Source organism: Pseudomonas shahriarae (genome assembly GCF_014268455.2).
GTDB classification, from domain to species: Bacteria; Pseudomonadota; Gammaproteobacteria; order Pseudomonadales; family Pseudomonadaceae; genus Aquipseudomonas; species Aquipseudomonas shahriarae.
The window spans coordinates 2,074,531-2,089,935 of record NZ_CP077085.1 but is presented as its reverse complement, the minus strand read 5'-3'; the positions used below and the strand labels follow the sequence as shown (position 1 = coordinate 2,089,935).

General features: G+C 57.7%; 26 protein-coding genes. 9 read left to right on the top strand and 17 right to left on the bottom strand.

The genetic code is table 11. The annotated features are described in order from the left end of the window. Position 1: 1 nt before the first annotated feature. The 7 genes from HU773_RS09565 to HU773_RS09535 form a co-directional block, all read right to left on the bottom strand. On the bottom strand, positions 2–664 hold the full coding sequence (locus HU773_RS09565) for an HK97 family phage prohead protease (protein WP_186625542.1): 663 nt from the start codon (positions 662–664) through the stop codon (positions 2–4). A gap of 18 nt (positions 665–682) precedes the next feature. Then, a complete protein-coding gene (locus HU773_RS09560; protein WP_186625541.1) occupies positions 683–1,954 on the bottom strand; it encodes a phage portal protein in 1,272 nt (423 codons plus the stop codon). Beyond that, entirely contained in the window at positions 1,954–3,675 is a 1,722-nt protein-coding gene (locus HU773_RS09555; RefSeq protein ID WP_186625540.1) for a terminase large subunit, read from the bottom strand. The genes HU773_RS09560 and HU773_RS09555 overlap by 1 nt, the downstream gene beginning before the upstream one ends. Further along, complete coding sequence (locus tag HU773_RS09550; protein ID WP_186625539.1) at positions 3,676–4,161, bottom strand: phage terminase small subunit P27 family; 486 nt, start codon at positions 4,159–4,161, stop codon at positions 3,676–3,678. It lies immediately after the preceding gene. Between the two features lie 159 nt (positions 4,162–4,320). Next, a complete protein-coding gene (locus HU773_RS09545) occupies positions 4,321–4,695 on the bottom strand; it encodes an HNH endonuclease signature motif containing protein (protein ID WP_169989395.1) in 375 nt (124 codons plus the stop codon). Then, complete coding sequence (locus HU773_RS09540) at positions 4,686–4,865, bottom strand: hypothetical protein (RefSeq protein ID WP_186625538.1); 180 nt, start codon at positions 4,863–4,865, stop codon at positions 4,686–4,688. Before HU773_RS09540 ends, HU773_RS09545 begins: the two co-directional genes overlap by 10 nt. A gap of 63 nt (positions 4,866–4,928) precedes the next feature. Next, positions 4,929–5,261 carry a phage holin, lambda family gene (locus tag HU773_RS09535; RefSeq protein WP_169989397.1) on the bottom strand — a complete coding sequence of 111 codons (333 nt, stop codon included), beginning with the start codon at positions 5,259–5,261 and terminating at the stop codon, positions 4,929–4,931. A gap of 123 nt (positions 5,262–5,384) precedes the next feature. Between HU773_RS09535 and HU773_RS09530 the strand changes: the two genes are divergently transcribed. Beyond that, complete coding sequence (locus HU773_RS09530; RefSeq protein ID WP_169989398.1) at positions 5,385–5,570, top strand: type II toxin-antitoxin system HicA family toxin; 186 nt, start codon at positions 5,385–5,387, stop codon at positions 5,568–5,570. Positions 5,571–5,619: 49 nt separating this feature from the next. Further along, positions 5,620–6,042 carry a type II toxin-antitoxin system HicB family antitoxin gene (locus tag HU773_RS09525; protein WP_169989399.1) on the top strand — a complete coding sequence of 141 codons (423 nt, stop codon included), beginning with the start codon at positions 5,620–5,622 and terminating at the stop codon, positions 6,040–6,042. Between the two features lie 187 nt (positions 6,043–6,229). Here the strand turns inward: HU773_RS09525 and HU773_RS09520 are convergent, their stop codons facing one another. From HU773_RS09520 to HU773_RS09480, 9 genes are all read right to left on the bottom strand, one after another. Then, positions 6,230–6,583 carry an antiterminator Q family protein gene (locus HU773_RS09520; RefSeq protein WP_186625537.1) on the bottom strand — a complete coding sequence of 118 codons (354 nt, stop codon included), beginning with the start codon at positions 6,581–6,583 and terminating at the stop codon, positions 6,230–6,232. 3 nt (positions 6,584–6,586) lie between these two features. Further along, complete coding sequence (locus HU773_RS09515; RefSeq protein ID WP_169989400.1) at positions 6,587–6,907, bottom strand: hypothetical protein; 321 nt, start codon at positions 6,905–6,907, stop codon at positions 6,587–6,589. Then, positions 6,904–7,107, bottom strand: coding sequence for a hypothetical protein (locus tag HU773_RS09510; protein WP_200660196.1), 204 nt, complete (start codon positions 7,105–7,107; stop codon positions 6,904–6,906). The genes HU773_RS09515 and HU773_RS09510 overlap by 4 nt, the downstream gene beginning before the upstream one ends. 2 nt (positions 7,108–7,109) lie before the next feature. Further along, entirely contained in the window at positions 7,110–8,405 is a 1,296-nt protein-coding gene (locus HU773_RS09505; RefSeq protein ID WP_186625536.1) for a tyrosine-type recombinase/integrase, read from the bottom strand. Next, positions 8,402–8,710: a DUF1364 domain-containing protein gene (locus tag HU773_RS09500; protein WP_034127829.1), complete on the bottom strand. Its 309-nt coding sequence runs from the start codon at positions 8,708–8,710 to the stop codon at positions 8,402–8,404. Before HU773_RS09500 ends, HU773_RS09505 begins: the two co-directional genes overlap by 4 nt. A gap of 198 nt (positions 8,711–8,908) precedes the next feature. Further along, on the bottom strand, positions 8,909–9,595 hold the full coding sequence (locus HU773_RS09495; protein WP_186625535.1) for a replication protein P: 687 nt from the start codon (positions 9,593–9,595) through the stop codon (positions 8,909–8,911). Next, a complete protein-coding gene (locus tag HU773_RS09490; protein ID WP_186625534.1) occupies positions 9,595–10,347 on the bottom strand; it encodes a DnaT-like ssDNA-binding domain-containing protein in 753 nt (250 codons plus the stop codon). Before HU773_RS09490 ends, HU773_RS09495 begins: the two co-directional genes overlap by 1 nt. Next, entirely contained in the window at positions 10,347–11,051 is a 705-nt protein-coding gene (locus HU773_RS09485) for a phage antirepressor KilAC domain-containing protein (protein WP_437181145.1), read from the bottom strand. Before HU773_RS09485 ends, HU773_RS09490 begins: the two co-directional genes overlap by 1 nt. 151 nt (positions 11,052–11,202) lie before the next feature. Further along, complete coding sequence (locus HU773_RS09480; RefSeq protein ID WP_155586136.1) at positions 11,203–11,397, bottom strand: Cro/CI family transcriptional regulator; 195 nt, start codon at positions 11,395–11,397, stop codon at positions 11,203–11,205. Positions 11,398–11,504: 107 nt separating this feature from the next. Between HU773_RS09480 and HU773_RS09475 the strand changes: the two genes are divergently transcribed. From HU773_RS09475 to HU773_RS09460, 4 genes are all read left to right on the top strand, one after another. Continuing rightward, entirely contained in the window at positions 11,505–12,293 is a 789-nt protein-coding gene (locus HU773_RS09475) for a LexA family transcriptional regulator (RefSeq protein WP_186625533.1), read from the top strand. A 33-nt stretch (positions 12,294–12,326) separates the two neighbouring features. Then, the gene (locus tag HU773_RS09470; protein WP_186625532.1) at positions 12,327–12,599 is read left to right on the top strand and encodes a hypothetical protein; all 273 of its coding nucleotides are present in this window, start codon (positions 12,327–12,329) and stop codon (positions 12,597–12,599) included. A 91-nt stretch (positions 12,600–12,690) separates the two neighbouring features. After that, positions 12,691–13,149 (top strand): hypothetical protein, encoded by a 459-nt coding sequence (locus HU773_RS09465; RefSeq protein WP_186625531.1) that lies wholly within the window; start codon positions 12,691–12,693, stop codon positions 13,147–13,149. 426 nt (positions 13,150–13,575) lie between these two features. Further along, a complete protein-coding gene (locus HU773_RS09460) occupies positions 13,576–13,959 on the top strand; it encodes a response regulator transcription factor (RefSeq protein ID WP_169872151.1) in 384 nt (127 codons plus the stop codon). Here HU773_RS09460 and HU773_RS09455 read toward each other — a convergent pair whose 3' ends face one another. Further along, on the bottom strand, positions 13,960–14,169 hold the full coding sequence (locus tag HU773_RS09455) for a hypothetical protein (protein ID WP_186625529.1): 210 nt from the start codon (positions 14,167–14,169) through the stop codon (positions 13,960–13,962). A gap of 11 nt (positions 14,170–14,180) precedes the next feature. Here HU773_RS09455 and HU773_RS09450 point away from each other — a divergent pair, with 11 nt between their 5' ends. From HU773_RS09450 to HU773_RS09440, 3 genes are all read left to right on the top strand, one after another. Then, entirely contained in the window at positions 14,181–14,327 is a 147-nt protein-coding gene (locus tag HU773_RS09450) for a hypothetical protein (protein ID WP_186625527.1), read from the top strand. Between the two features lie 454 nt (positions 14,328–14,781). Then, the gene (locus HU773_RS09445; protein WP_186625525.1) at positions 14,782–15,054 is read left to right on the top strand and encodes a hypothetical protein; all 273 of its coding nucleotides are present in this window, start codon (positions 14,782–14,784) and stop codon (positions 15,052–15,054) included. After that, positions 15,051–15,365, top strand: a complete 315-nt coding sequence (locus HU773_RS09440) for a hypothetical protein (protein ID WP_169989408.1) — start codon at positions 15,051–15,053, stop codon at positions 15,363–15,365. Before HU773_RS09445 ends, HU773_RS09440 begins: the two co-directional genes overlap by 4 nt. The last annotated feature ends 40 nt before the right edge of the window (positions 15,366–15,405 follow it).

The window sequence follows — 15,405 nt, the reverse complement described above, 5'->3', positions numbered from 1 at the left end:
TTTATTTTCCTACAGATGGGAAGGACTTGAGGCGATCCAGGATCGCGGTGATTTCGCCACCTTCGGAGTCGCTCCGAACTGCGGACTTAATCCGGGCCACCAGGCCCAGAGCTTGCGACTTCGACAGACCGACCGAATCCCTCAGCCAGTGCTCAACGTCGCGAATAGTTGTGATCGACTCCATGGATTTCATGGACTCGATCGTTGCCAGTTCATTGGCTGGGAACGTGCAGATGCTGATCTCGCGAAGGGCCGCCACGTTCTTGAACGCGCGGCCGGTGGCGATCATGTCGAAATCGTCTTTCATGACGGTGAAGCCGACAGACATGCCCTCGACAGTCTTGTGTTCCATCGCGGCGCGAAGATCATTAGAAACAGAGAGGCCTGGCGTCAGCTCGCCGCGAACGATCAAGCCTTTGCTGTCCTCTTCAAGCGACTGCCATTTACCCACGGGCAAACCGTAGGTCTGATGGTTGAAGAACATCCCAACCTGCCGGCTCTGCGTGCTCAAGGCTTTTTTAAACGCGCCCGGAAGGATGATGTCGCCATCCGAATCGATCACATCGAAAACGCTGGCATACCCCTCGAAAACCCCTACCTTTCCGCCGGAATCGAATTTGATCTCAGCCTCAGCGAAGGCCAGGGTCTTTTGAATGTTTGACATTTGGCAGCTCCAGAAAAACTAAACCCCGCTGGGTGCGGGGTTTGTTTGGCCAAGTTGGGTAAGCGGTACGTTTTGCGCCTGCCTGGTGGCGACATCGCCGCCATCAACAGGTGGTCGGTTGTTGACGCGCCTGCCTTCGTTGATCGTCAGCAAACCGGTATCCACCAGAGTTTTCATGTAGTTCGCCCTGGCGGTAGAGTCGCCACTTAGAAGACCATCGCGGTTGTGCTCAGCATGAATCCGACCGAGGTCTGACGGCTTTACCAGCCAACGCAGGATGCTGCACTCCCAGATCTCCAAGTAGGGATCAAGGGCGTACTGCAGAAATCCGAGGTTTTGTTGCTCGATACCGGAGCCCCAACTGGTGGACTTTTCAACATCTCCCACTAGGTGGGGAGGCACGCCAAAGAACCTGGCCAGCTCGCTTACCTGAAACTTGCGCGCCGCCATCGTTTCAGCGTCCTGAGGGCTCACCCCAATAGCTTGGGTAGTAAAGCCGCCCTCAAGGATCCAAAGCCGCTTTTTCACCGGGCCGCCGGATATCTCCTTGAAGTTCTCTTCAACCTGAGCGCGCTGTTCTTTATTGAGAACCTTGCCATCACCGGTCATCAACAGCTGCGGAGACTTAGCACCGTTCGCGTAGAAGTCCCGCTGCTGATCCTCCATGGCCACTGCGACACCGGCGCTCTTGGCCGCAAATGCGATCGGGGAAAGCCCTACGAGTCCATTGAAGCCGAAACCCTTGAGGTGGAAGATCTCTGATTGTTTGAAGTCCGCATACTCATTGTCGCGACGGTATCGATACACAACCTTACGACCCTCGAGCCTGACGTCCATGTTGGCCGAAAGGAGAGGGACAAGACTGATTACATCTCCGGCGCCGTTGCGCTCGATCAGTGCATACGCGTTGCCGTAATAACAGAGCTGCATCGTCATCGACACACGGAAGTCGAATGCGGTCATGAAAGAGTTGGGGCTATACCGCAGCAAGCGCGCCAGAGGATTATTGAGGTCCGCCTTCCTACGGTCATCACCATTTGTTTCAAATACGTCCAATGGCATGCACGCCGTGACGCTGGAGATCAGCCTTACACACGCGAATACCGTGGATATCTGGAGCGAACGCTCATCGTTGACGACCGAATCCCCCACTACCCCTGATGCTGATACGGGACCGGTCTGCGACCCCTTGTCAGGAGTAACCAGGCGCCCGCCGACAAAGAAGCTGGCCATGCGTGCCCAGAATGGACTGCGCGTGCGCAGGTCAATGCTGTAGTCGGTATCTGCCATTACATGCTCATCGGTCTGGATAGGAAGTCGTCAACAGAACCGTGCACCTCAGCATTCGCCAGGACTCGGCCTATCGCCATAATCAGCGCAACAGCGCCGTCGATCTTGTTGTCATCGCCCTGCTTAATCGGGCGAACCACGTCATCGTTACCTGGCAAGTTCTTGCCGATGACGTTGCCGATACACCAGGTCATGATTGGGTTGCCGTCGTGATGAAACCGGCCAGCCTCAATGGCGGCCTCCAACTCTTTCATGGGGTCCGACATGTTGATGTAGTTCTGGGTGATCGTAATGGGGTTGAACCCCTGGTCATCGAGGTCATGGCTGAGGCCGGTTGCGCCGTGAGGGTCGATTGGACACTCACGCACTGGTGCGTGATGGTTGGCCTCTTTCGTGTCCTCTAGGATCTCGCGGTAATCAATCTCGGCACCGTCCGTTACCTCAAGGTGCTCGGAGTGAATCCAGGCCTGAAACCGCTCAGACATACGCTTGTTGTCGGTATTGAAGGCAGTGTCATAGGGAACCCAGAACTTCGGAGCCACGCTGTAGTAGTGGATTTTCCCGTCAATCATTCGCCAGAACAGGCGAGCCCTTGAGTTCATGTCGAGCTTGCGCGCCAGGTCGAAACCCGCATTCCACTCTTGGCCCTCGAACTGCTCCAGGGTCAGCGTGGTGTCTTCGCAAGCCTTCCAGCTCTCCATGTTGTAGAAGCCGGACTTGGCACTCACCCAGAGATTTAGGTGCTTTGTCTTGAAGGTGTTGGTAAATCTGGCCGAGCGAATTGCACGGGCTTGTTGGCTCTCCAGGTACTCCTGGAACACAGAGACTCCGTGGTTCGGGTTGGCCTTGGCCAACATCTTCGGGTCAGTCCAGTCGTCACCCTCATCCAGCGTCCATATCCAACCGAACAGCTCTTCGTCAGGCACGGTGCCTTCGAGCATCTCGATCACCTGGCGCCGCTTGTCGTAGCACGGCCCCTCGATATCGGCGCCGGCTGTGGTGATGATGAACATCAGCGGTTGGCGGCGGGCGCCCATACCGGTGAGCATGGTGTCGTACTGAGCTGATGTTGGGTGTTCGTGGTATTCGTCGACGATGGCGCAGCTGGGTGATGCGCCGTCGCCCGGGTTGCCGATCAGCGGCTCGAAGCGACTGAAGTCGGACGGTATGTTCATGTTCGAGGCGTTCACCTCAATACCGGCGGCCTGCACCAGCATCGGCGATTTGGTAACCATCAGCTTCGCCGGGCGGAACACTTCCCACGCCTGCTTCTCTGTCGTGGCACCTGCATACACCTCAGCGCCATATTCGCCATCAGCAACGAACATGCTTATGCCAACACCACCGGCAACGACTGACTTGCCGTTCTTGCGGGGCACCTCCCAATAGCTTTCGCGGAACCGCCTATAGCCACCCTTCTTCTTGACCCAGCCAAACGTCACCGCGATACCGAACAATTGCCAGGCCTCAAGGGTGATCAGCTGACGCTTGAATGCCCATTCACCTTTGGTGTGCGGTAACAGCTGCATCAGCTTGAGCTTCTTCTCGGCCTTGGCTGGATCGAACTTGAAGCGGAACGCGCGCTTGCGGCTGGCAGCCAAATCATCGAAGTGGCGCTGCACCGCCTGGTGGATGTAACGGCACGCAGGAACCTTCCCGCGCAACAGAGACCTTCCCCACGCCATCGCCTTGTCGACGTTGGGGTGAGCGGACTTGGCCATTTAGGATCTCAGTAGTTGGGCGAATTCGTTGGTTTCTTTCTCCTTGTTACCGCCGATCAGGCGTGTACGACTGGCCGGATCGAGCCCAAGCATCGAGCCGAACGTCACTATTTGGCGCATCGTTTCGTTGGCGGCGGTCAGGGCGGGATTCTTTATCGGGCCACCCTGGGCCCCAGCCACCACGATTCCATGCTGCTGGACTGACTCTTGGGCCATGCGCCAGTTGTCATATGCAACGCAAAAGGCTTCGACGTTGTGAAGATCGGTGATCGCTACCACGTTTTCGCGGAGCAACTCCGGGACAACCATGCGCCACATCTGTGCAGCGCGATCAGTCAGCCACTCGGGTGGATCGACATTTGTGATCTTTGAAAACTCTGGCTCGGCCTTGTTGAGTGCTCGCTTGCCAGGATTTCCGGCGAGCAATTTCTTGGCCGTCGGCTTGGGTTTGCGACCACGGCCGGCGACCGTGGCGGTGCCTCCCATCGCGCAACTCCTGGATTTTTAATTTCGCGGGTGTAAAAAAACGACTGAGGGCGCGGTCTAGAAGCGAAAGGGCCCAGACTTTCGCCCCTCCCCCTCCCTTTCTGCCTGAAGCGTCCTGATTTGGCCGTTTTTCACTGTTTTTTTGCAGTTTTTCTGTTTTCAGCGCCGGGAATTGCCGAATCCACCATCCTCGGAGGCAGTCTTGCTGGAGTGGCACGGCCCGCATAGGCTCTGCCAGTTGTTCCGATCCCAGAACAGTGTCATGTCGCCCTTGTGCGGAATGATGTGATCAACATCAGTGGCAGCAACCACTTTCCCTTCCGCCTGACAGCATCGACACAGCGGATGCTTTGCCAGCCAACCTGCGCGAGCCTGCTGCCACTTGTAGTTGTAGTGACGTTTGGTACTGCTCTCGCGAGGCTTGGCCCATGCCGAGCTCTTGAGCAGGTGAGCATGCTCATCACAGTACCGAGGGTTACGGGTCAGCGTGTTGCAGCCTTGGGCGTTGCACGGCTTCTGTGGCCTCAGCGGCATGGCGAGCCATCCATATAGGTCGCTGGCGTGGCATCGGGATCTTCACCCTGATCATCTGCCAGAGCCTGGATCAGCAGGCCTTGCTGCTTCTCCATCCGTTCCAATAGCGCGGTTTGCTTCTTCAGCTCGGCCAGCATCTCGACCTGCAAACAGTTCGCTTGCTCGCTCATATGCCAACCTCTTCATCCTGTTTAACCATTCGCGCCGGGCGGCGCATCCACTGCAGGCCATCACTAAGAGTTCCGACCAGGAAGCTTGAAGTCGGTAACCCGGTCAGCAATAGCGCGGATCTTCTCCACACCCAGGAAGCCAACCCAACCGCCAACGAAGGTGGCCATGCTCTGGGGCAGGCCGAAGAACTCCAGGCCGCTGATCAGTGTCACGGTCAAACCACCACAGATCGCACCCTCTACGAATATCTGTCGCCGGGTGCCGCCGCCATAGATGATCCGCAGACCAGCCATGACAGCAGAGAGCAAGGCGGCATACAGCACTGGGGAGTGTTGACTCAACCAGGCGAGCGCCATCACCCAAAACTCCGGTGTTTTCTCGGGCATGTTGGACATCTCTGTTCCTCCCCGTCAGGGAGTAAGTGGCGGAAAGGCTTACCCTTTAAATAAACCATAAATGTATTGCATAACCACATATGTGGTGTATACTGGATTCATCAACCAAACACAGGAGGGCTGATGAAATGTAATGAGTTCAAGCGGTGGCTGTTAGCTCAAGGGGTAGAGGTTTCCAAGACTGCAAAAGGAAGCCACTTCAAAATCTACTTCAACGGCAAACAGACAACCCTTCCCAACCACGGGGCCAAGGAGATGGCCGAAGGGACTAGGAAGGCGATAATCAAACAACTGGGCCTCAAGGACTGAGGCTCTACCCTTTGAACTCGACTTCATCAGCTCCACAAGAGGTAATGAAATGTACGACTACGCAATCAGCGTGACTGAAGAGGCTGGCTCGTTCTGGTCATCGTGCGACGACATCCCAGAGGCACACAGCGCTGGCGATACGCTCGAAGAGCTATTGACCCACGCCGCCGAAGGGCTTGAGGTCGCGCTCTCGATCTACGTCGATCAGTTGCGGCACATCCCGAAGGCATCGCCACCAAAAGATGGCCAGCACGTTGTCCGGCTGTCCGCCCTGGTGGTGGCCAAGGTCGAGCTATGGAATGCCATGCGCGACAAAGGAATGCGGAAAGCTGACTTGTGTCGGCTTCTCGGCGCTGCGCAAACAAAAGTGGATCGCCTGGTGGACTTTGAGCACAGCTCGAAAATCGAGCAGGTTGAGTCAGCCTTGGCCGCCCTGGGCAAGCGCCTGGTCGTATCTGTCGAGCCGGCTTGATCTAAGTTCGGCTCCAGCAGCACTCCCAGCTCGGAGCAATGGGCGTGGTGGAGCCGAAAACGAAAAAGCCCCGGCAAATGCCGAGGCTCAGTGAACTGTAGAAAGCAAAAAGCCCAACTCAGGGTCGGGCTTTGCTCGCGGAAAAACCGCAAAGTAACGAGAAATCTATATGTCGGGACCGGGGCTGTCAAGCAGCCTGACGACGAATATCTAAGGCTCCATCAATCCAGGCAATGCCGGCCTTCCAAAGCCCGCGCGTCTTCTCTTCGCCGAAGCCCATCTTCTTGCCGACGTCCATCAGCGAGCTGTCGCGGGTGGTGTAGTACTTCATCAGCACCTGGCCACACTCAGGGTAGCGCTTGAGCAAACGTCCCATGAGCCCGTCGATCAGGAGGGCATCGTCGTCGGTGATCATCGGCGACAGGATAGTGTTCTCGCGGGACGCGCAGCACGACACACCAGAGCCCAGGACGACCCAGCGGCCCCAATGCTCGAGCAGATCCTCGGCAGTGCGTTCTTTAAAGCTCGGTGTGAAGGCCATGGCTCAATCCCCTGTGTAGTTGGTGGCACCAGGGCCACGGCGGTTGCTCTCGTTGTACTGGGCGTCCGGGCCAAACATTGGAACCGGTCGCTTCAACTGTTCGATCTGCTGCTTGGCGGCCTGAAGCCGAATGCTCAACTGCGTCACCAGCACCTCCAGCGGTAGCGCCTCACCGGCTTCAGCGGTGACCCAGCCCGAGGCATTGCACTGCACGCAGGGCAGTTCGTGGAAGACACCCTTGATCACCGCCTTGCCACGGCATGCCGGGCACTTGGCCAGGTCGAGCATGGCGGCGCGGAATGCTGGGCCGTGGGACTTCTTCATTTGGCCTCCAGCAGTTGTTTGTGCACGGCATAGATGTCATCACCGTCCGAGCAATGGGCGGTGTGCCTGACCAGGTGCCGATCTCCCGTCGCCATCTTCAACTCAAGCACCTGCAAGCCGTTCGAACTGCGGATCACCATCGAGCTGACATCGGCTGGATTCACAGCGAGGCCAGTGCGCCTTTCGAGCAAAATCATCATTTTTAAACCTCGCCCTTAACAAATTGTGGTTCTGGCTCGCAGGCCCCGCCGTTCAAGGCGTCTACGAGGTTTTGCGAATCTTCATATCTAACGCCTGTCTGCATGTGGATCGCCTTGAAGCCACGCTGATCTAACCAGTTGTGCCACTTCACCAGGGCCAGACGGCGCTGCTCCTTGGCTTGGGTGTTGATGTAGGTGGAGGCGATCTTGCCCAGGGAGTGGTTGAGCAGCATCTCGCCAATGTGGCCGTCGACGCCAAGGTCAGTCCAGGCAGTGCGGGCCACCTTGCGTAGGTCGTGACTGGTCCAGGCGCCCTGCCCTAACCGCGTGAATACTGCGCTCGCCTGGTTGTCGCTGAGTGCCTTGCCACGGCGTGACGGGAACAGGAGCGGCCCTTCGTAGCCCTGGGCGCTTTGCCGGGTGCGGTATAGCTGCAGGAGCGAACACATCTGATCGGTCAGTGGCACACGCAGCTCAGTCTTGGTCTTGGTGTGTTCTGCCGGGATGAACCACTCGCGCTCTGGCAGCGCGATATCAGCCCAGCGGGACTGGCGGGTCTCGCCGATCCGGGTGCCGTGGCACAGCATCATCAAGGCCAGCATGGCGTCACCCGGCGCGCTGTCGAAGCGCTCGGCCAGCAGGCTCACCAGGTCCTGCAACTGCACGTCACGCAACCGCGCCGGCTTGGGCAGGATCCGCGCCGTGGTGAAGTTGACGAACTTCATTTCCGCCATCGGGTTGACCGGGATCAGGTCCAGCTTGCGGGCCTGACGGAAAGCCACTGCGAGCAGCCGATACAGCTGCTGCACGTAGGACAGCGACAATTCGGCCTGGGCCGGCCACATCAGCAGCTTGTCGAGGGTCTGGGCGCTCACGTCGCGTAGCAGCAGGTCATCCAGGCGCGGCTTGAGCTGGCAACTGATGGCCGACTTGCCCGCAGCCCGGCGCTTGTCGGACAGCGAGCGCGACTTGGCCATGCGATCACCGAACCAATCGAGCAGCTCGCCCACAGTCACCCAGCCCGAAACGCTGGCCGCGCCGTCGGCAGCGACCCGTAGGCGCACCGCCGGCAGTGCAGCGATCACCTGCTTGGTATTCAGGTCTGGAAAGCCGCCGATGCGATGCCATTTGCGCTTGTTGAGCAGGTACCAGGAGCCGCGCGTGCGATTCTTGGCGAAACGAAAGTGTAGCGCCGGGTGTCCGGCGTCCCGCAGGTCGCGCACATGCTCAAGCTTGGCATTGCGGGCAATCTCGGCATCCGACAGCTTCACCGTCAGGGTTTTGATTTGGGTGCTCAAGCGCTCACCTTTCCTTCTTTGATCAAAATGGCCTGAGTCCGCAAGACGGCCTCGGCGTGATAGAGGCGGATCTCGTCGTAACTCATGCCCAGGGTGTTTCGGTTGGTGCGGCCATCGCTCAGGCTGTGGCAGTACTCGCAAGCCCAGGCCCCTATCAGGTCTGGTGGCTTCATGCCCGTTCCGCAAATCCCTGCCAGGCGGTAATGGGCCAACACCACGGTTTCGGTATCGCCTGGGCAGCCCGGCAGACGGACCTGGCAATCTCGACCGCGCGCGGCCTTGGTCAGCTTGGTCTGGCGGGTCATGGGGCAACCCTCTGGGAGGTACGCAAATCAATCACTTGGTACGTCTCAGGCCACATCCCGCAGCCGTATCGAGCAGCCATATTGCGGTCAGCGAAAAGCGCCATGGCGTGGTCTGGGGTGTCGCCAAGGTCGAACTTGAACGAGCAGCAAAAGACCGCGTATGGGTACATGTGAGGTTCGGGCGTTGCCAGGAGGCGATCAACCACGGGAGCCTCCAGCGAGCTGGGCTCGTAGCTCGGCAATCGCGCCACGCCCCACCTCCGGAGTGATTCGGCCGTCAACCTTGGCAGGGAGTGCCTTGGGCATTGCCTGAAGTGGCAATCCGTCGAGCAGGCGGCGAATGGTGATCGTGTAGTTCCGGTCGAACAGCTTGAGGCTCAGCGCCGCATCGAGTTTGTTCAGGCTTTCAAAGCCGCACTCTTTGGCTGTGTGCCACACCGCGTCATGCGACCACCTGCCCTGCCCCGCCATGCCTGGATGGACATTGCGCACGGCCTCACGGTGAGCGGCTACCAGTGACGGCAGGCCCAGCATTTCGGGTGTCGGCTTGCACCACTCGATGAACTGCCCAGGGCTTGGGATGAAGTCGGAAACCTGCTTGCGCGCCTTGATCATGCCGAACTCAATCTGCCCTTGTGTGCGGATGCCTTCGTCGAGAAATGCCTGCATCCACTGGACCTTGGCGGCGCGGTAGGTCTCCTTGTCCGGCCATGCCTGCCGCCAGGCTGAACGAATCAGGCGCAGCTCGGTGAATAGGTCGTTGATTGCCACGGCCATCTGGCGTCGACCTTCGTCCTGGGGCGCCTGAATCTCGTCCTTCGGGATGAACTCGCCGGCGCCGGGGTTGGCCCAAAGGCCCTGGGTTACAGCGGCTACCTGTTTCATCACGATTGCACCCCGTTCTGCCAGTCGATGCTGTCGTCATCAAAATCGGAAGCGGCCGGTGGCTTCTGGCGAATCGGGGTGACGTTGTTTGCGGCCGCGCGGACCTTGTCGTTGTTGACCCACTTAACCAGCATGCTGACCCACTCAGCCTGGGTGTTGACCTGATGCTGAGGCTCGTAATGGCCAGTGAAGGCCACCCGAACTTCCTCGGTGAACAGATCGAGCGCCAGGCTACGGTGAAGGGCGTAGGTTTTCAGAAGCTTGTCGTCTGGCACCCAGTCGAGGGTCATCTCGCTGGGCATGCGAGGGTCGACCGGCTCAGGCGCAGAGAGAGGGTTTTGATCTTCTCTTCTCTTCTCTTCTTTAGGTAACGCACCGCTAACGCTAGAAGCGTTACTTTTACCGTTACTCGCCTTGTGGTTTGCAACTCGTTTTGCGGTAAGAAGCCTGTTTTTAGCGGTCTTCCCGTTGTGACGGTCGAAGTGCGGGAGACTGATAACGCCGTCGATCTCGATCATCCAAGCAACAGATTTCATGTGTTCGCAGAAACCGATAACGCCAACGAGACGATCAAGTAACTTTTTGCTAACGCTCGGAGCGTTACCGTTCTCTGTTTGCTGGTCGAACCAGCCCCACACACGCATCAGCTTGCCAACTACAGCATCAGGGTCGATATCGGCCAGGTCGGCAATCTGGCAGACCTCGGGTTTGTCCAGGGTGGTGAGTTCGAATTTGATCCAGTCGCCGGCCATTACGCGGCCTCCTGCAGTAGTTCCGCGAGGCGAGTTAGCCCCTTGGGGGTAATCATTGGGTCGAAGGCGGCGCGGTCTATTCCGGTCTCGGGATCGGGCTTGAGCGCCGTGACCTTGTGGGTCATGTGGCCGGACGTGATGCGCGGCTGGTATGCCACCCATCGCTTGCAGCCATGGCGCCGAAAGATCCAACGGTGTTGTTCAAGCCACGCAAACAGTCGTGACGGAGCTACGCCGAGCTGCTTGGCAGCATCAGTGATGCAGATAGCGCCGCCGGCTGCAGCAAGACGCTTGATAGCGGCGACCTTTGGGGCCTGGTCTGACACCAAACGCTGCAGCTCGCCATTCTTGTCTGCCAGGTCGGCAGCCAAACGGAGAGCCTCGGGGAGGGATTGCGGGATCGTGACGCCGTGTCGTGACACGTTTTCCAGTTCAGACAAACGTGTCACGACACGATGGCGAAGTGGAATGCTGTAGCCGGTCAGTAGGGTTTCAGTCAGCACGCGGTCAAGGTGGAACTCGGCGGTGTATCCCCGCCCATCCTTGATCTCATGAAGATGGCGCAGATCTGCGCCATCATCGGCAAGCGCCTTTCGCATCACGCGGACATCACGGATGACATCCTTGTGCTGCTTGCCGGTAAGATCGGCGATCTCCCGGCTCGACATAGTGACGGTATTGCTTGGAGCAACAAGTGTGTTCATAATGGCCCCACAGTGTTTTACGTTTTGTTGAAAGGACCGCCCTGCCAGGCGGTTTTTTTATGTCTGCAATTTGGGTACTGGATGAATCAACAGCTAATCCAGATCACTACTTCCGGCACTCAAAGGGGCGGAAAATCACTCCATCAAGCGCTCAAGCTACTGATCGTTGAGACGGGAACGGACGCTGCTCTTGAGCAGACAAAGTGCCGTCCTCCTCGACAGTCACGAAAACATCTCGACCAACGCGGATGGCTTTGCTCAGAGCGCCCTGGGTGCACCCGAGCATCTGGGCCGCCTTTGTGTGCCCGTGCTCTTTGGCAAATTCAGTTAGGGGGATACGGCGCATTGCGGCGTCCTCGACAATTATTCATCAAGAGTATGACCGCCGGTATTATTAATAGTCAATACCGGCGATATTGGTAGAATCAATACCGCAGGTAATAACATCAGCAGATGAAGAAAGATTCCCGAAGGCTCCCGCTGTCCGATTGGCAGCTCCAAGACAGTGCTCGACTGAAAGCGCTTTTCCAGGCGAAACGTGGAGAGCTGAAGCTGACCCAGGAAAAGATTGCGGGAGAGCTTGGCGACGGAGTTACGCAGGGCGCTGTGAGCCATTTCATGAATGGGCGAACCGCGCTTAGCATCAATGCTGCGGTTGTTTTTGCCAGGGCGCTCCAGGTCCCGGTTTCAGAAATAAGCCCAACTCTTGCAGCTCAGATAGAGAAGATGACCTCGGGCGTTCCAGGGCGTCACAGTGACGACTCGGCAGCCGACAACCGCATTCCGCCGCGAAATTTTGATCTCGCCGACGACAAGAACTACACCGGCGTGCTGCAGCTGACGGCCCGCGGATCGACAGGAGACGGTGAAGAGAACTCGCACGTCGAGATCCGAGGGGTGATGGCTTTCAAGTCGGAGTGGCTGCGCGCAAACAATCTCAACCAGCGGCACCTGGACGTGATTTATGCCAACGGCAACAGCATGGAGCCCGCCATCAATAATGGCGATGTTCTGCTGATTGACGAGTCGAAAATCGAACCGAAGGACGGTCAGATCTTCGCCATGCAAAGCGCGTCCAAAGGGACGATCGTGAAACGCCTGGTGAAGTCGGACTTCGACGGCTGGATCATTCGCAGTGACAACCCGGACAAGGCGCGCTACGGCGACGAGACCTTGAGGGACGGGGAGATAAACGAGGTTCGCATCATCGGTCGCGTGGTTTGGCGTGGCGGGATGCTATGAGGGCTGATATTTGGACGTATCAAAGGGATTATGATGAAAATATTGTTCGAAGACGCCATCAGATTTTTGTTAGCCAAGACCGATAAGGCTAAATGCCCCTGCTGCGGATCTGAAAAATGGATCGTACCTTTCGCAGAGGGCGACGATGAATCTGTTTTTCTCATGCCGCTTGGGGCTTCCTTTGGCGCCGAGCCAGCGTACAACCTTGCTCTAGAGTGTAACAATTGTGGTTTCGTGAGAGAGCACAGGGCAAAATTTATTGCGGATTGGATTTCTCAGAATCCGGGCAAAGACAAAAATGGATAATTATAGCGGCAGACTTTTCAGTGATGGTCATCTCCCGAAGTCTACATACGTGATGGGTGACAGGGTTAAACCCAAGGGCCATACTGGGGTAATGAACGATATTACTCGCGAAGAACTGAGCTCCACTTTGTCTGCCATTGAAGAGCGGATGGATAAGCGCATCGACAGAATGGAGTACGATGCCGAAAAGCGCGTGCTCGACTACAAGAGTGAGCTTGCACTTCGCGATGAACAAGTCCGTCGAGAAGTTGATCTGCGCCAAGAATCCTTCCGCTTTGAGCAAGCCGCAAGAGACGCGGCGCTTTCAGAAAAGTTTTCTGGCTTCCTCGCTGCTCAGGCTGAACGCGATAAGGCCTGGGAAAAAATTTCTGAGGCCAGATTTGACCGCATTGAAAAGGATGTGAGCAGCATAAAAACTGACACCAAAAAGGTGTCCGATGATGTGAACGGGATAAAGGTCACCATGGCCAAGTACCTTGGTGCTGCCGTCGTGATTGGCGCCCTTGCATCGGCAGCACTTGGCGCGGCCGCAAAGCACCTACTGGGATAATTCACTCGCTTTAATAAGCCCGGCCCAGCGCCGGGCTTCTTGTTTCTGCCCTTCCCGATCTGAATCCATAGCCCGCCACTGAGCGGGCTTTTTGTTGCCTTCTAAAAAATACATGACCGGCGGTATTGACCATTATAAATACCGGAGGTATTGTTTGCTCCATCGCCGGATAACAACCGGCCAGATGGAAGGCAGCGATGAACCGGCCTCAACGGTTCAGAGGGTTGGCAACTGACCCGGGTGTGCAGCGTAAAACACCAAGACGAGTTATCCAGCGGGAGAACAAGCCGAAAGGCCCGCGGCTGGACGAACAATTTGATGGGGCCGGCGGCAGCGCCAGTAGCGGGAAGCCGGCAAGCGACACCAGAAGATTTCACGTCAGCGCCTGTATCGGGCGCTTTCGGAAAACAACCGGGAGTCACAACGATGGAAGCAACAATCGTTAACGGCGCATGGAAGGGTCATCTCGGCCGTGGTCTTGCGCCGCGAGAACTTCAGTACTTGTTGTCCGCTGCCCAGGGCAAGACGGCAAAGGAAATAGCCAGGCTGCACGGCGTGGCGGCCTGCACCGTGGCCAAGCGCCTTTCCTGCGCCATGTTCAAGCTTGGCGTAACTCGCCAGACCGCGATGGTGGCCGAGGCCATGCGCCGGCAGATCATCTCGCCAATGTGCTTTGTCCTGGCCAGCCTGATCGCCATGCACGCAATGATCGGTGACGACGCAATGCGCCGGGATCGCCGAACGCCGGAGCGGCGTACAGCGCAAGTCAGGATGGTGCGTCAAGCCGAGCGCCCCACCCTCACAGCCTGATCAGTTTGCCTCGTTTTCCTCGGCAACTCGGCGCTCTTCTGCCAGGTCTGTCTTTGCCTGGTTCAGCAGCAGGATTAAAGAATCAACCTCTTCCTCTTCAAAGATCAGCACCAAATCGTCGCCGGTACCTTGGTCCTGTCTGATGCAGACCTTACCCGCCTCCGACAAATAAACCTCCGCGCCGTAACGTGGATCAATTTTTCCGACCATGGAGTGCCCCTATGCGATTTACCTATGAAGTGAAGAACGGAATGTACATCTACAAAGGCCCAAGAGGCCATGGCGGAATTGCCTACTCGCTGGACCAGGTGAATGAGCGCCTGACCAAAGCCTACGGCTCCGGTGGCTACGAACTTGTGCAGACCTGACAACCAGCGCCACGACAGCCTGTCGTTAACTGCCCGAGGCCCTGGCACTCCCCAGCACCAGGCCGCATCGGATATAGCTCGGTCCTCTGTCGTGATAGCAGGGTGGCCACCTTGTCCTGAGCCAGAGCGGATTTTGTCGCGGCGTAGACGGGCAACACACGGAGGGATTCGAGCTATATCCAATGCGGACGAAATCGCGGCCTATAACCGCCCACCTGCATTCAACCCACCCGGCACGGAGGATTGGCAGCCATGTGAACCACAACGAACCCTAGACGCCAAAGCGTCGACCGCGTGACGTAGGGAGGTCTACGAAACGCACCTAAAGCCCGGGGAATCCTCGGGCTTTTTCACATCTCGCGTTTACCCGTCAGCACCCTCCCCTGGGCCCACCGGCACCCGCCAGGCGGTCAGGGTGCTGACGAATACACGCAACCCACACCGAGGATCAGACATGCATCCATCATTTCAAGACCGCATCGACGAACTCGGTGCACTGCTTCGCAAAACCCACGCAGCACGCGCTGACTTCTTCGATCGCCTGGAGGGAGTCATGCCGGCCAAGAAGGTTCGCTTCCAGGTGTCGAGCGAAAGCGGTGGCATGTACCGCGTTATCGAGTTGAGCAGCGGCAAGACTCGTGCCTTCCGTGAGACGTTTAAAGCGGCCTACGACATCGCCATGCAGTTTGAAGAAAAGGCGAATCGCCTTGCTGGTAGGTCGCAATGATCGGCGTCCCAATGGCCAACCCGAAAGACGCAGTGATCGCCGATCTACATCGCCAGATGGACGCATTCTTCGGCGCGGGCAACAAGGCGGAGCAGATTGCCAGCGGCGTCAGCGGTGAAGTCGGCGGCCCGATCAAAAGCACCCGCAGCATCAAGCTGAAGGCTGCCCGCGACAAGGATGCGCCCAGGCTGAAGGAACTGGCCGAGGCAGGCCTGACTGCTATCGAGGCCGCCAAAGAGTTCGGCACCGACAGCAAGCGGGCCAGGCTGATCGCTCAGGAAAACGGCTTCAAGTTCGCCGACAGCCTGTGAAGCGCATCAACAACCAAGTGCGGCAACGCCGGCGGCAGGC